This is a genomic window from Candidatus Nitrohelix vancouverensis (genome assembly GCA_015698305.1).
GTDB classification, from domain to species: Bacteria; Nitrospinota; Nitrospinia; order Nitrospinales; family VA-1; genus Nitrohelix; species Nitrohelix vancouverensis.
The window spans coordinates 720468-732767 of the sequence record CP048620.1 but is presented as its reverse complement, the minus strand read 5'-3'; the positions used below and the strand labels follow the sequence as shown (position 1 = coordinate 732767).

At 52.0% G+C, this 12300-nt stretch carries 15 protein-coding genes; 4 read left to right on the top strand and 11 right to left on the bottom strand.

Translation table 11 applies throughout. The features are described from left to right. Positions 1 to 152: 152 nt before the first annotated feature. On the bottom strand, positions 153 to 1148 hold the full coding sequence (locus G3M78_03580; GenBank protein ID QPJ64526.1) for a sigma-70 family RNA polymerase sigma factor: 996 nt from the start codon (positions 1146 to 1148) through the stop codon (positions 153 to 155). Positions 1149 to 1192: 44 nt separating this feature from the next. Here G3M78_03580 and G3M78_03575 point away from each other — a divergent pair, with 44 nt between their 5' ends. The 3 genes from G3M78_03575 (at position 1193) to G3M78_03565 (ending at position 2670) form a co-directional block, all read left to right on the top strand. After that, positions 1193 to 1411 (top strand): hypothetical protein, encoded by a 219-nt coding sequence (locus G3M78_03575; protein ID QPJ64525.1) that lies wholly within the window; start codon positions 1193 to 1195, stop codon positions 1409 to 1411. A 145-nt stretch (positions 1412 to 1556) separates the two neighbouring features. Further along, a complete protein-coding gene (locus G3M78_03570) occupies positions 1557 to 2105 on the top strand; it encodes a hypothetical protein (GenBank protein QPJ64524.1) in 549 nt (182 codons plus the stop codon). Next, positions 2017 to 2670, top strand: a complete 654-nt coding sequence (locus G3M78_03565) for a hypothetical protein (protein ID QPJ64523.1) — start codon at positions 2017 to 2019, stop codon at positions 2668 to 2670. The genes G3M78_03570 and G3M78_03565 overlap by 89 nt, the downstream gene beginning before the upstream one ends. A 216-nt stretch (positions 2671 to 2886) precedes the next feature. On the opposite strand, the gene G3M78_03560 is transcribed toward G3M78_03565, so the two are convergent. Then, positions 2887 to 3309 (bottom strand): DUF1566 domain-containing protein, encoded by a 423-nt coding sequence (locus tag G3M78_03560; GenBank protein ID QPJ64522.1) that lies wholly within the window; start codon positions 3307 to 3309, stop codon positions 2887 to 2889. A 707-nt stretch (positions 3310 to 4016) separates the two neighbouring features. On the opposite strand from G3M78_03560, the gene G3M78_03555 reads away from it, so the two are divergent. After that, complete coding sequence (locus G3M78_03555) at positions 4017 to 4304, top strand: GIY-YIG nuclease family protein (GenBank protein QPJ64521.1); 288 nt, start codon at positions 4017 to 4019, stop codon at positions 4302 to 4304. A 278-nt stretch (positions 4305 to 4582) separates the two neighbouring features. Here the strand turns inward: G3M78_03555 and G3M78_03550 are convergent, their stop codons facing one another. The 9 genes from G3M78_03550 to G3M78_03510 all read right to left on the bottom strand — a co-directional run bounded on the left by G3M78_03550 (position 4583) and on the right by G3M78_03510 (position 12296). Further along, entirely contained in the window at positions 4583 to 4990 is a 408-nt protein-coding gene (locus G3M78_03550; protein ID QPJ64520.1) for a GFA family protein, read from the bottom strand. Positions 4991 to 5058: 68 nt separating this feature from the next. Next, positions 5059 to 5358, bottom strand: coding sequence for a hypothetical protein (locus tag G3M78_03545; GenBank protein QPJ64519.1), 300 nt, complete (start codon positions 5356 to 5358; stop codon positions 5059 to 5061). 14 nt (positions 5359 to 5372) lie between these two features. Continuing rightward, positions 5373 to 6152: an HNH endonuclease gene (locus G3M78_03540; protein ID QPJ64518.1), complete on the bottom strand. Its 780-nt coding sequence runs from the start codon at positions 6150 to 6152 to the stop codon at positions 5373 to 5375. A gap of 268 nt (positions 6153 to 6420) precedes the next feature. Further along, entirely contained in the window at positions 6421 to 7215 is a 795-nt protein-coding gene (locus tag G3M78_03535; GenBank protein ID QPJ64517.1) for an acyltransferase, read from the bottom strand. A gap of 24 nt (positions 7216 to 7239) precedes the next feature. Further along, positions 7240 to 8307 (bottom strand): chorismate synthase, encoded by a 1068-nt coding sequence (gene aroC, locus G3M78_03530; GenBank protein QPJ64516.1) that lies wholly within the window; start codon positions 8305 to 8307, stop codon positions 7240 to 7242. Between the two features lie 164 nt (positions 8308 to 8471). Next, positions 8472 to 8774 carry an integration host factor subunit beta gene (locus G3M78_03525; protein ID QPJ64515.1) on the bottom strand — a complete coding sequence of 101 codons (303 nt, stop codon included), beginning with the start codon at positions 8772 to 8774 and terminating at the stop codon, positions 8472 to 8474. Between the two features lie 151 nt (positions 8775 to 8925). Beyond that, positions 8926 to 9783 (bottom strand): signal peptide peptidase SppA, encoded by an 858-nt coding sequence (gene sppA / locus G3M78_03520; protein ID QPJ64514.1) that lies wholly within the window; start codon positions 9781 to 9783, stop codon positions 8926 to 8928. 71 nt (positions 9784 to 9854) lie between these two features. Beyond that, on the bottom strand, positions 9855 to 11567 hold the full coding sequence (locus G3M78_03515; protein QPJ66753.1) for a 30S ribosomal protein S1: 1713 nt from the start codon (positions 11565 to 11567) through the stop codon (positions 9855 to 9857). Positions 11568 to 11627: 60 nt separating this feature from the next. Beyond that, positions 11628 to 12296: a (d)CMP kinase gene (locus G3M78_03510; GenBank protein QPJ64513.1), complete on the bottom strand. Its 669-nt coding sequence runs from the start codon at positions 12294 to 12296 to the stop codon at positions 11628 to 11630. Positions 12297 to 12300 lie beyond the last annotated feature (4 nt).

The following is a 12300-nucleotide window of genomic DNA, read 5'->3' as shown; positions in this document are numbered from 1 at the left end:
CCTTTCTGATCTATACGTTTGATGAAGAAGCCGTTGGATTCTTCAATCGTTTCAATTGAGTGCTGTTCGCGTCGGCAAGCTCCCCGCGCGGGAGACTGCCGACCGCAAACATTGATGCTGTTTGTTGGATTTTAGTTAAAAAATGACGAGAATCAATCAGATTCCTTGAAATAATCGGCGGCTTCCGGCAGACGCTCGCTGATGAAGGCCTTGATTTTGTTCTTGAGACGTTGTTCCGCCTGACGAATGGCCTCGCGTGTGACGTTATTTTCCTCGCCGATCTCGCGCAGGGACTTGGGGTCGCTGGAGAGCAGACGCTCTTCGATGATCTGCACTTCAATGGGTTTCAGCGAATCTTTCATCTCGCTGATGAGGTCATTGAAAGCGTCGAACAAATGTTCGTTAACGTATTGATCTTCCAGCGAATGCCCGTCGCTGAGCGTGTCCAGCGGGGTCAGCGTGGAGCCAGCGTTGTAAGGCGTATCAACGGACAGGTCGGAGGCGCCCAGTCCGGCGGCGACGTCGATGACTTCTGATTCGTCCACGCCGAAACGCTCCGCCAGCAGTTTGGTCGAGGGTTCAAATCCCTGTTGCTCCAGCTTTTCTTTTTCCTTCTTGAGATTGTAGAGCAGTTTGCGCCGGGTGTTGGTGGTGCCGACCTTGACCATGCGCCAGTTGTCGAGCAGGAATTTAAGGATATAGGAGCGAATCCACCAGGTGGCGTAGGCAGGCAGGCGCACGCCGCGCATCGGGTCGAAATTTTTCACCGCTTTCATGAGGCCGACGTTGCCCTCCTGAATCAGGTCCATCATGTTCTGCCATTCGCGGCGAAAGGTCATGGCGATGCGAACGACCAGCACCAGATTGGAAGTGATGAGCCGGTAGGCGGCGGACATGTCGCCGTCTTTGGTGTATTGCACCGCCATCTCGTGTTCTTCCTCTTCCGTCATTTCCTCATATTGTCGGATTTCACGCAAATAGGCGGCCAGAGGGTCGAGCGGAACCAGCGAACGGTCGTTTTGCTTGAGAGGAACGAGAGCGTGCTGTACTTCTGCGACCTCTTCCTCCGCCTCGCCGTCGTCTAATTCAGGCTCCTGCCATTCGGACTCGTGGAACTCTTCTTCGTCTGAGGTATTTGCGTCTTCCATCGAAACTCGTTGAATTTGATCTTAGTAGAATTTAGAATGAACTCATGGCACGTTTAATACTATTGGGCATAATCCTTGCGATGATTCCGCTGGTCTGGTCGCTTATCAAACCTCGTACAGAGGAGACCAAAGAGACGGAAATGGTCGCCTGCGCCCGTTGTGGAACCTATGTTCCCAAGGGGGAGGCTGTGGAAAAAACCGAATCGGAACACAGCGTCTATTTTTGCGGCTCGCAATGCGCTGACAAGCCGGGCGAAAGCTGAGACGGGGTTTTCATTCCCTGAGTCTGCCAGAACAAAACGTGATTTTTCAAATGTTCCAGTCTATTATAACAAAGGTCAACCCATTCTACTTAAAATTCAGGCGGATTTGTGCAATTGCAGGGTCCCAATTTTACCCAGGAGAGTTATGAAATACCGGATGTTTATCCTCGCCAGCGTAGCGCTATGTATCTTGTCAGTTTCGAGCCTTGCGTTTGCTGAAGAGCAGGAAGAGTGCGCTCCTGTCGAGAAAAAGAAGATCAAGGTGGAAGGCTATTTTTCCAAGCAATTCCGCAAGGATCGAAAAGCGATCCGCGCCGAAATTTCAGAAGTGGGGCATGTGCGTTTCGCTTTGCGCGCTTACCCGATGGGCGATACCTCGAAAAGTTTCGCGGTGGGGCGTTGCGTTCCCGCTTACATTGCCAGGCATGTATTGACGGTTGCGGATAAATACACCAGCGGCATTGGCAGTCTGACGGTTCAAAAATTCCTGCCGACGCACTGGATCGGCGTGGGCGCCACCATGTTCGACGAACCTTCCCAGCAGTTGGTGACGGAAGAGCAGGTGAAAAAGCTGTTGAACCCGGACCTCACAAACGAGGAGTTCCATGTTTTGTATCAGGAATACACCATTCAGAACGATCACATCCCGATGTTCGGTCAGCAAGTGCCGAACTTCAAGAAAACCGACGACTGAGCGGCCCGTATTCAGCCGCGCCGGTCTGATTGGCGTAGGTCTGGCGATTTTTTTGCTGGCCGGCGTCTTGCCGACCGAAGCGGCGCCTGAATGCAAGACGGGGAAGCGGCAAGCGGTCAAGCTGGAAGCCTGGATGTCGAAACAATATGCCCCGCGCTTGCGCGGCATTCGGCGCGACTTCGGGGCGATGGGGGGAACCATCGTCAATCTCTGGGTCTATCCCGCCAAAAACCCTTCCCGAACCGCGGCGATCGGACGATGCGTTCCGGTCTACATTGCCCAGCACATCTTGCGTGAATCCTTGAATTATTTTGGCGTCGCCGACAGCCTGGTGCATCAGGGCTTTGTCGGGCCTTACTGGACGGCGCTGGGAACCTCTCTGTTTGCCGAATCGTCGTTACAGAAGATTTCCGAAGCGCAGTTTCATCGCCTGCTCGACGACCGGCTCGATACCGAATCCTTCCACAAACTCTATCGCCAGTTCAGCCGCCAGGATAAGACCCAGCGCGCCTTCGGTCTGGACGTTCCCAACCCCAAATACCTGCACGGCTTGAACGAAGATTGAGGACGCCGCGCTGTTTACACGCGGCGGACGCTCAAAGATGGAAGTTCTTACTCGATCAATCGCATCGGAACAGCCGACATGGAGATCTTTGGAAGATCAATCGCGCCCGACCCGTCGAGATGGGGATTTTTAGAGGCCAATCGCAACGGGTCAGCCGACATGGGTACCTTTGAAGATCAATCGCAACGGGTCAGCCGACTTGGATATCTTTAAAAATCAATCGCGGCGAACGAGTCGAACGCAGTGGCTGATGGTTTGATCGGTTTTTTCGTACCAGTAGGGGAATCCGTTCACGTAAAAGAAAATCTGCGCTTCGCGTCCACGCACTTCGCTGGTCCAGGTGCAGTTGCCCGCGCCGGGAGGGAAGATCGGGTCGATATGGATATCGGCCCCGGCGGAATCCTTGTTCAGCGTTTCCTTCTGGAACAGGGACATGGCTTCATGAATCGTCGGCATGCGCCAGTCGTCGTGTCCGCCGGTTTTTTTCTTGTTCATCTCTTTGGCAAAACTTTCCGCCTCGTCCCAGCTCACCGCTTTTTCCAGCGTCAGTTGAGAGTCCTTCGCCATCCAGGTGAGGCTGGTGATGGAATCGTAGATGCTGTCCTCGTTGCTCTTTAAATATCGGGTCTTCTTTTCCATAGGACCTTCCAGTTGACAGGCGGAACACGCCTGAGCTTGTTTTGATATCAAGGGTTGAACGGCTGACAGATTAACAAAAATCCATCCATTCTGTAAAGTTTTCCAATAGAGATTGAAAGTTTCAATTGATTTAAGAGGGCGGCCATCGCCCGCAGGAAGATTGCCGTAACGATTAGATTGTGCTCTGGAGGGATGAATGGCAATACGGGGTTAGCTTTACGGCTCCGGCGCCTCGCCGGGCGGGCAACGCCCGCAGGAAGATTGCTGGAACATATCAATTGCGCCTAACAGGATTGCTAGCAATTAAGAGTTCAGAGTTAGAAAACCCTCTCCCTGAGGGAGAGGGCTGGGTGAGGGGGCAGGCGGGCAACGCCCGCTGGAAGATTGCTGGAACATATCAATTGCGCTCAAAAGAGATGAATAGTAATACGGGGTTAGCTTTGCGGCCTTGGTGCCTTGCCGGGAGGTTCGTCATTGCGAGGAGCGTAAGCGACGAAGCAATCCAGAGTCTTTCATGAAGAACTTGACGCCGCTGGATCGCCGCGCTCCCTGACGGTCGCTCGCGATGACGGAGAGATCAATGCTTCAAATTCCCCTCCCCAAAATTATATTGTAAAGTATGGAAGCAGCCGGGGTTATAACAGTTCACCTCTTATGAATACATTTGTCGTCATTGCGGCGCAGATCGAAGCAATCCAGAACACATCATGAAAATTCCTGCTGTTTATATAATGACAAACAAACGAAACGGGGCCTTATATACAGCGGTAACAGCAAACCTTCCCAAGCGCGTGTATGAGCACAAGCAACAAATTACAGAAGGTTTTACCAAGAAATACAATTGCACCCTGCTCGTCTATTTTGAAATTTGCTCCAAAATGGATGATGCTATAACACGTGAAAAACAGATTAAGGCTGGTTCTCGGATATATAAGGTAGGCCTGATAGAAGAGAAAAACCCATATTGGCGAGATCTATATGGGGAAATTGTTTAACGTCATTGCGAGGAGCGTAAGCGACGAAGCAATCCAGAGTCTTTCACGAAACGTTCAACGCCGCTGGATCGCCGCGCTCCCTGATGGTCGCTCGCGATGACGCTGGCTGTGCCAGCGACGCAACAACACCCGTCCACTTGCTAAACGCAGCCGACACTACGTCATTGCGAGGAGCGTAAGCGACGAAGCAATCCAGAGTCTTTCATGAAACGATCAACGTCGCTGGATCGCCGCGCTCCCTGATGGTCGCTCGCGATGACGGGATATGCTGATCGCTTTTAATCCGAAAAATTTTCGCGCCTGGGAACGTTTTCCAAAGCTTCGTCCCATTCCGCCTTGTCAGACAGAAAGATATGAGCCGTCGGCAGGACGGCAACCGGACTATCGAGACAGCCCGCCGGAACCATCAGGAGTTTTCCTTCCATCTGCAGGTTGGGCAGGGCCGAGCCGCAGGTCGCGCAAAAGCTTTTGACGTGGCGGGTCGATGGCAGGTGAAAAGTCGTGACATTGTCCTGACCGGAAATCCAGTGGAGAGAGGCGCTCTTCGAGAACAGGTTGGCCGCGTGCGCCGAACCCGTATCCTTGCGGCAATGCACGCAGTGACAGAGATAGAAGGACTCAAATTCTCCGTCGATTTCAAATCGAACCGCTTTGCAAAGACAAGAACCGAGTTTCTTTTCGCTCATGATTAGGTTTCCAATGTGACGAGTCGTCTAAACATTGCAATTTGCTAGGTAGCGGATAAATTTAAATATTAAATAGATTCAACAAATTTTTCGATGGTACGACCATAAATATCATTTGGCTTTTCGTCTGTATATTCAATGGAGAAAAATTCATGCCAGACATGATCTAAATTTTCTTTGTAATCTTCAAAGTACAAATTCGGGACATTCACCTTCGAGGCGACAAAATAGGCTTGATCTATTAGTACTTTTTCAAGCATAGATTTAATCTGACCAATATCCAATCCATTAGGATTTGAAAAAATCACGTCTCCCCAGTTTTTAAAATTCCCATAGTCTCTATAGAGATATTGAAAACAAATATTCATAATTTGCAGGGATATTAGGGTTTGAAAATATTTTGACGATGATAAGACAAAAACTCTTTGTGGGGAAAAAATTTTTCAGGACCTTTGATTGAGGCTCCATCAAATGCCATAATTGCCGAATCAAAAAAATGATCGTCCTTGCCAACTTTTGATCGAGACACCATGACTTTCATATTTTCGTTAACCGTTATGATTCCCAAATCGAACGCCTTGTCATGCAAGCTTGAAAGACACAAACCATTGCTAGGATTTAAGCGGTTTTTTTCATCAATTCTCCATGGAATGATATGACTGGCAACCAACATGCTTGGAATAGAAAGCCCTGAAATGCAACATTTATTGTCATAGGCGCTTAGAACTGATTTGCGAAAAAAATGTTGACCAATACGTTGCGTTGATTGAATTATCTTGTTGCTACCCAGATAAATAACATTGCCGTTGTCTACAAAGTCATTATCAGTTTCATTGTTTAAAGCAGATTGAATTTTTAATTCCTTTTCAGCTTTCTGAATCTCAACAAGAAAAAGGCTCCAATCAGAAGTCATCTCCTCCCACATCAATTTATCGCTATTTGATGCTTTTGTAAGGCCCTTTCGCCCCGTCGCTGTGATCGCCGGATCAAGACTAGCGATATTTGATAATTTCATTGCTAGCGCTGATGGGTTCCTGCCAATTATTTTTCCGTATTGTATTATCGTTGGATTAGATTGATGAAATTTTCCGAATGGTATTTCGCAATAGAGTTTGAATGCTATTAGTAATTGTTGCCGTGTCCATCGGTTTCTGTCAGGCATGATTAGTGATCTAATTTTTAAGCGAATTTAAGAGTATGGTGTGTAATCTCTAAAATACTTTGTACGCCCAAAGCTACTATTTTGTGAGCAGAATTGATTCCCCCAATTTGTCTATCAGGGACCAACACACACAACGATGGCTTCACAGAGTATAAACACTCGGACTATCGCTGTTCCAATTTTTTTTTGAATTCTCGGAACAGTGGGAAGAAAAGAGCAATCTCCAAATTTCAGATCAATACTTTTTGATTATATCGTTTGAAAAAATTCAGTCGAGTTCGTAGAGGTCGGTGCGGCGGTTGCTGAGCAGGTCGTTGCGGGTGTTGATGCTTTTTTGCCGGGCTTGCTTCGGGTCGATTTCAAATTCGATGGTTTCGGGGAGGTCGCGCGAGGCGCGCGCCAGCACGGTTCCGTCGGGATCGACGATCTGGCTTTGTCCGATAAACTTGAGGGGCTGACCGGGGATGCGTTCTTCCGAGCCGACGCGGTCGGCGGTGACGGCGAACATGCGGTTCTCCAGACAGCGGGTGATCATCGCTTCGGGGCAATGCGGTAGCACCAGGTTGGAGGGGTGGGCGACGAGGTCGGCGCCTTTGAGGGCCATCGTTCGCATGCTTTCGGGGAAGCGCCAGTCGAAGCAGATCATCACGCCCACGCGCGCGCCGGGCAGATCGAACACGGGAAAGGGCGTGTTGCCGGGGCTGAAGCAGTCGTTTTCGCTATCGAAGAGATGCGCTTTTCGGTAGGTTCCGAGATAGCCTTCGGGGCCGCAGATCAGGGCGGAGTTGTAGGCGGTGTCGCCGTCTCGTTCGGCCAGTCCGGCGATGAGCCAGGCTTTCTTTTCGTGAGCCAGTTGCATGAGGCGTTGCGCGGAGGGGCCATCGGGGATGGATTCGCCCAGTTCCAGCGCTTCTTCGCGATTAACAAATTGGTAGCCGGTGGTGCATAGCTCGGGCAGGACGATGAAGTCGGCGTTGACGAGTCGGATACGCGATTCGAGATCCTGCAGATTGGCTTCGACGGCGCCAAAGATGGGCTGGTTTTGAATGATGCCGATATGCATGACGGCCTCGGATGTTGCGGGTGACTAGAGTTTGGAATGTTCGTGTCGCATCAGGTGATCGATCAGGGTCAGCGCGGCCATCGCCTCGGCGATGGGTACGGCGCGCGGGGCGACGCAGGGGTCGTGGCGTCCTTCAACGCGGATGCGCCCGGCCTTGCCGCTTTGGTAAACGGTATCCTGTTCCTGATTGATGGATGCGGTGGGCTTGACCACGAAGCGCACGACGATATCGTTGCCGTTGGAAATGCCGCCGAGTACGCCGCCGGCGCGATTGGTGCGCGTTGTGATGCCGCTTTTGGTTTTTTCGAAGGCGTCGTTGCATTCGGAGCCGGAGAGCAGGGCGGCTTGAAATCCGATGCCCACCTCCACGCCTTTGACGGCGGGAATGCACATCATGGCTTTGGCGAGATCGGCGTCGAGTCGGTCGAACACCGGTTCGCCCAGTCCGGGCGGCACGCCGATAGCCACTACTTCGACCACGCCGCCGACGGAGTCGCCGCGTTTGCGCGCGTCGAGGATATGGTCGATCATGGCCTGGGCCATTTTCTTGTCGGGGCAACGGACGATGTTTTTTTCGATTTCGGAGTAGACCACTTTCTGCGCGATGTGTGGCCCGACCTGCCGGGTGAATCCGATGATTTTGATTTTGCGACGCTTCAATAATTTACGCGCGATGGCGCCTGCGGCGACGCGGCCCACGGTTTCGCGCGCGCTGGAGCGTCCGCCGCCGCGATAGTCGCGGAAGCCGTACTTCATATCGTAGGTGTAATCCGCATGACCGGGGCGGTAGCGGTCCTTGATCAATTCGTATTTGGAGGAGTCGGCGTCCTGATTGTCCACCCACAAGGCGATGGGGGTTCCGGTGGTCTTGCCGTTGAACACGCCGGACAGGATTTTGACCTGATCGAGTTCCTTGCGCGTGGTGGTGACCTTGCTTTGTCCGGTTTTTCGGCGGTCGAGGTCGACCTGAATTTCAGCTTCCTTCAGGGGCAGTCCTGCGGGGCAACCGTCGACAACGACGCCGATGCCAGCGCCGTGAGATTCTCCCCAGGTGCTGATTTGAAATAGTTTTCCGTAAGAGCTTCCGCCCATAATTCACACGTCAACGGGTAATGTTAAGGATCTTGAAGGGGGGTAGGGGTGCGTCCATTAGACGCCGCCGGGTTTATGAACCCTCGGCATGCAGAACAATCACCAGGAAGGCAAAACAATGAAACAATCAGAGAGCAGGGACAGCAGTGGCGTTTCCTAAACTCTTAATCTTCACCGTCGTCGCCATCGAGTTCGCCGTCCACCAGTTCTCGCAATTCCTTCCCAGCTTTGAAAAAGGGAACTCTTTTAGCGGGAACGTCCACCTTGTCGCCAGACTTGGGATTGCGACCGACCCGGGCGTTGCGTTGACGAATCCGAAAACTTCCGAAACCGCGCAACTCCACTTTCTTGCCTTGACCGAGCGATTCGGTAATGCTTTGAAAGACGGTATTGACCACAACTTCAGTCTGCTTTTTGGTTAGATTGATTTGGCTGGCCACCTTCTCAACCAACTCGGCCTTAGTCATTTAACCTTTCTCCCACTCAAAAGCAAAAATTAGAAAATTGTTACGTTTTTGATGGTCGGAAGTATAGCACTAAAGTCAACTAAGTCAAGGCTTTTGATATTTCCAAAGCGTATTTCCCAGACATGTAGCGAGGCGCCATTCGCGCGGCAATCTAATTGAGGGTCCAGAGGTACTGCAGGGAGGGCGGGGCGGGGCGGGTTACGGCTTGCAGGGCGCGGCTTGGCGACAGGGTCTGGGCCAGAAAATCGAGAAAGCCGGTTTTTTCTTCTTCGCGGATAATTCGCGGCGTCTCTTCGATGCCGAGTTCTTTGGAGAGAACTTCGATGGTGTGTTCGAGTCCGCCCAACTCATCCACCAGATTGAGCTTGAGGGCCTGACGTCCAGTGAATATGCGGCCGTCGGCGAGTTCGCGGACCTTATCCTCAGGCATGCCGCGGGCTTGCACGATGGCGTCGACAAACTGGGCATGCACGTCTTTGACCACGCGATCCAGATACTTGCGCTCGGTATCAGTCATCGGTCGTACCGGCGAGCCGGAATCTTTGAACTCGCCGCTCTTGATGACTTCGGGGCGCACGCCTATTTTTTGAATGAGTTCTTCGACATTGGAAAAGGCCATGATCACGCCGATGCTTCCGGTCAGACTGCCGGGATTGGCGATGATGCGGTGCGTGGCGCTGGCGACGTAATAGCCGCCGGAGGCGGCCAGATTGCCCATCGAAGCGTAGACTAATTTATTTGCGTCGCGAAGTTTCATCACTTCGTCGTAAATTTCCTGCGAGGGAGCGACGGCGCCGCCGGGCGAATCGATGCGCAGTATCACGCCGCGCACGCTGTTGTCGAGGCGATAGGTCGATAACTGCCGGACCACGTTGTCGGATTGGGTGATGACGCCTGCGACGTCGACAATGGCAATTTTGGGGCGGTTGCTGAAATCGGTGGAGTTGATGCGTATTCCAACGATGACCAGCAGTGCGACCAACAGGGTTCCCAGAAAAAATTTAAACATTTTTAGTTAGGGATAGAGGGGAACAAGGAGCGCCCCGGCGAGTCCGGTATGAACTCGCCGAGGCTCCAAAATCATTCGGCGTTGTCGCCGTCTTCTTTATCTTCCTTGAAATTGTCCAGCAGAGCTTGCTCTTTTTTGATCTCTTCAATGTCCAGATTTTTCTCGAAGGCTTTGATGCTCAAGGCGATCTTTTTATTGAAGGTATCGACTTTGATGACTTTGGCTTTGATGACATCGTCCACTTTGACCACGGTTTCCGGGTTGGTTACCTTTTCCGAGCTCAGTTGCGAAACGTGAATGAGGCCTTCCAGTCCATCGCCAAATTCAGCGAAGGCGCCGAAGTTGATGACTTTAATGATCTTGCCTTCCACTTCGGTGCCGATGGTGTAGCTCTGCGCAATTTCATCCCAGGGATCGGGCTGAAGCTGTTTGACGCCGAGAGAAATGCGACAGTTCTCTTTGTCGATGCTGAGCACGACGGCTTTGGTGTTTTCTTTCTTCTTCAACACTTCCGACGGATGCTTGATTTTCTTCCAGCTCAGGTCGGAGATGTGGATGAGTCCGTCCACGCCGTCTTCCAGCTCAACAAAAGCGCCGAAATCGGTGAGGTTGCGAACGGTGCCTTCCACTTCGGAACCGATGGGATATTTCTCGTCGATCTGATCCCAGGGGTTCGGTTCGATCTGCTTCATGCCCAGAGAAATGCGCTTGCGCTCTTTATCGAGCGTAAGAACAATGGCCTCGACCTCATCATGCAGGGAAACCATTTTGCTGGGATGGCGCACATGGCGGCTCCAGCTCATCTCGGAGATATGAATGAGGCCTTCGATGCCTTTTTCCAGTTCCACGAATACGCCGTAATCGGTGATGCTGACCACTTGACCCTTGATGCGGGTGTGTACAGCGTACTTCTCTTCGACGTTGACCCAGGGATCGGGAGTGATTTGTTTGAGACCGAGAGAAACGCGCTCTTTTTCCTTATCGAATTTGAGAACCATGACTTCGGCCTTGTCGCCGATGGAAAACATTTCCGAAGGATGGTTGACGCGGCCCCAGGACATGTCGGTGATATGGAGCAGGCCGTCGATGCCGCCGAGGTCGATGAACACGCCGTATTCGGTGATGTTCTTGACGATACCGGTGACGAGATTGCCCTCTTCCAGTTTCTTCAGCGTATCCTCGCGGATCATCTTGCGTTGCGCTTCGAGCAGGATGCGGCGGGACAAAACGATATTGCCGCGCTTCTTGTTCATCTTGATGATCTTCATTTCGAACTTCTCGCCGATCAGCTTTTCCAGGTTGCGAATCGGGCGCAGGTCGATCTGCGATCCAGGCAAGAAGGCTTTCAGGCCGATGTCCACAGTCAGGCCGCCTTTGGCCTTTGCGACCACGGTGCCTTCGATGGTTTGATCCGCTTCGAAAGTGGTGACCAGTTCGTCCCAGAGTTTGATCTTGTTGGCTTTTTCTTTGGACAGAACAACGTTGCCGTCGTTGTCTTCCACTTTTTCGAGGAAGACTTCCACTTCGTCGCCGATCGCGAGGTTCTTGCCGCCGTCGGAAAATTCATGCGTGGCGATGAGACCTTCGGATTTGAAACCGACGTCAATGGTGACCATGTCCTTGTTCAGATCGAGAACAACGCCGTGGATGATCTGGCCTTCCTTAAACTGCGCCAGATTGTTGTTAAAATAATCTTCCATTTCTGCAAACGCCTTTTTTTCATCGGCGGTCATTGACTCTTTGCCTTCCAACTCGGCAATGTCAGCCAATGCGTCCTGCTCCATCTGCTCTCTAAAGTCCATGTTGTTCTCCATCGGAGTGTTTAGTGTTGATAATTTCAGAAATCAGTTTTTAGTCGCTGTCTGTTCTATATAAGAGATAATTTTTTCGACCACCTGGCCGGGATTGAGTCCCGTGGTGTCCAGGAGAATGCCGTCGTCCGCCATTCTGAGCGGTGAAATGTCCCGATTGCGATCTTCCTGATCGCGGCGCCGCACCTGCTCGATGATCTCGGGCAGATTGGCTTCGGAATGTTTTTCTTTCATTTCCAGATATCGTCGCCGACCCCGTTCCTCCGGGTCCGCTTCGAGAAAGAATTTGAAATCTGCTTGCGGGAACACGACGGTGCCGATGTCTCGACCGTCCATCACGATGTCCCCGTTCTTGCCAAAATCGCGTTGTTTGGCGACCAGAATGTCGCGCACAATTTTCTGCGCCGCAACCACCGCCGCTCCGCCGCCAACCGTCTCATTCTTGAGCTGGGAGGTGATGTCCTGTCCGTCCGCCAGCACGCGCTGACCGCCGGGTTGCGGAAGCAGTTCGATCTCCAGCTCCTCGGCGATTTTGCCGATGACGTTCTGGTCGTTCAGATCGGCATTCGCCTGCAGGGCTTTCCAGGCGACGGCGCGGTACATGGCGCCGGTGTCGATGTAGCGATAATTCAGGTGCTGGGCCACGGTCTTCGCCGCCGTACTCTTTCCGCTTCCTGCGGGTCCGTCGATTGCGATGATCATAAAT

Coding starts and splice junctions, on each gene's coding strand:
- G3M78_03580 (QPJ64526.1), bottom strand. CDS start 1,148: ATGGAAGACGCAAATACCTCAGACGAAGAAGAGTTCCACGAGTCCGAA.
- G3M78_03575 (QPJ64525.1), top strand. CDS start 1,193: ATGGCACGTTTAATACTATTGGGCATAATCCTTGCGATGATTCCGCTG.
- G3M78_03570 (QPJ64524.1), top strand. CDS start 1,557: ATGAAATACCGGATGTTTATCCTCGCCAGCGTAGCGCTATGTATCTTG.
- G3M78_03565 (QPJ64523.1), top strand. CDS start 2,017: ATGTTTTGTATCAGGAATACACCATTCAGAACGATCACATCCCGATGT.
- G3M78_03560 (QPJ64522.1), bottom strand. CDS start 3,309: ATGGAAAAGAAGACCCGATATTTAAAGAGCAACGAGGACAGCATCTAC.
- G3M78_03555 (QPJ64521.1), top strand. CDS start 4,017: ATGAAAATTCCTGCTGTTTATATAATGACAAACAAACGAAACGGGGCC.
- G3M78_03550 (QPJ64520.1), bottom strand. CDS start 4,990: ATGAGCGAAAAGAAACTCGGTTCTTGTCTTTGCAAAGCGGTTCGATTT.
- G3M78_03545 (QPJ64519.1), bottom strand. CDS start 5,358: ATGAATATTTGTTTTCAATATCTCTATAGAGACTATGGGAATTTTAAA.
- G3M78_03540 (QPJ64518.1), bottom strand. CDS start 6,152: ATGCCTGACAGAAACCGATGGACACGGCAACAATTACTAATAGCATTC.
- G3M78_03535 (QPJ64517.1), bottom strand. CDS start 7,215: ATGCATATCGGCATCATTCAAAACCAGCCCATCTTTGGCGCCGTCGAA.
- aroC (QPJ64516.1), bottom strand. CDS start 8,307: ATGGGCGGAAGCTCTTACGGAAAACTATTTCAAATCAGCACCTGGGGA.
- G3M78_03525 (QPJ64515.1), bottom strand. CDS start 8,774: ATGACTAAGGCCGAGTTGGTTGAGAAGGTGGCCAGCCAAATCAATCTA.
- sppA (QPJ64514.1), bottom strand. CDS start 9,783: ATGTTTAAATTTTTTCTGGGAACCCTGTTGGTCGCACTGCTGGTCATC.
- G3M78_03515 (QPJ66753.1), bottom strand. CDS start 11,567: ATGGAGCAGGACGCATTGGCTGACATTGCCGAGTTGGAAGGCAAAGAG.
- G3M78_03510 (QPJ64513.1), bottom strand. CDS start 12,296: ATGATCATCGCAATCGACGGACCCGCAGGAAGCGGAAAGAGTACGGCG.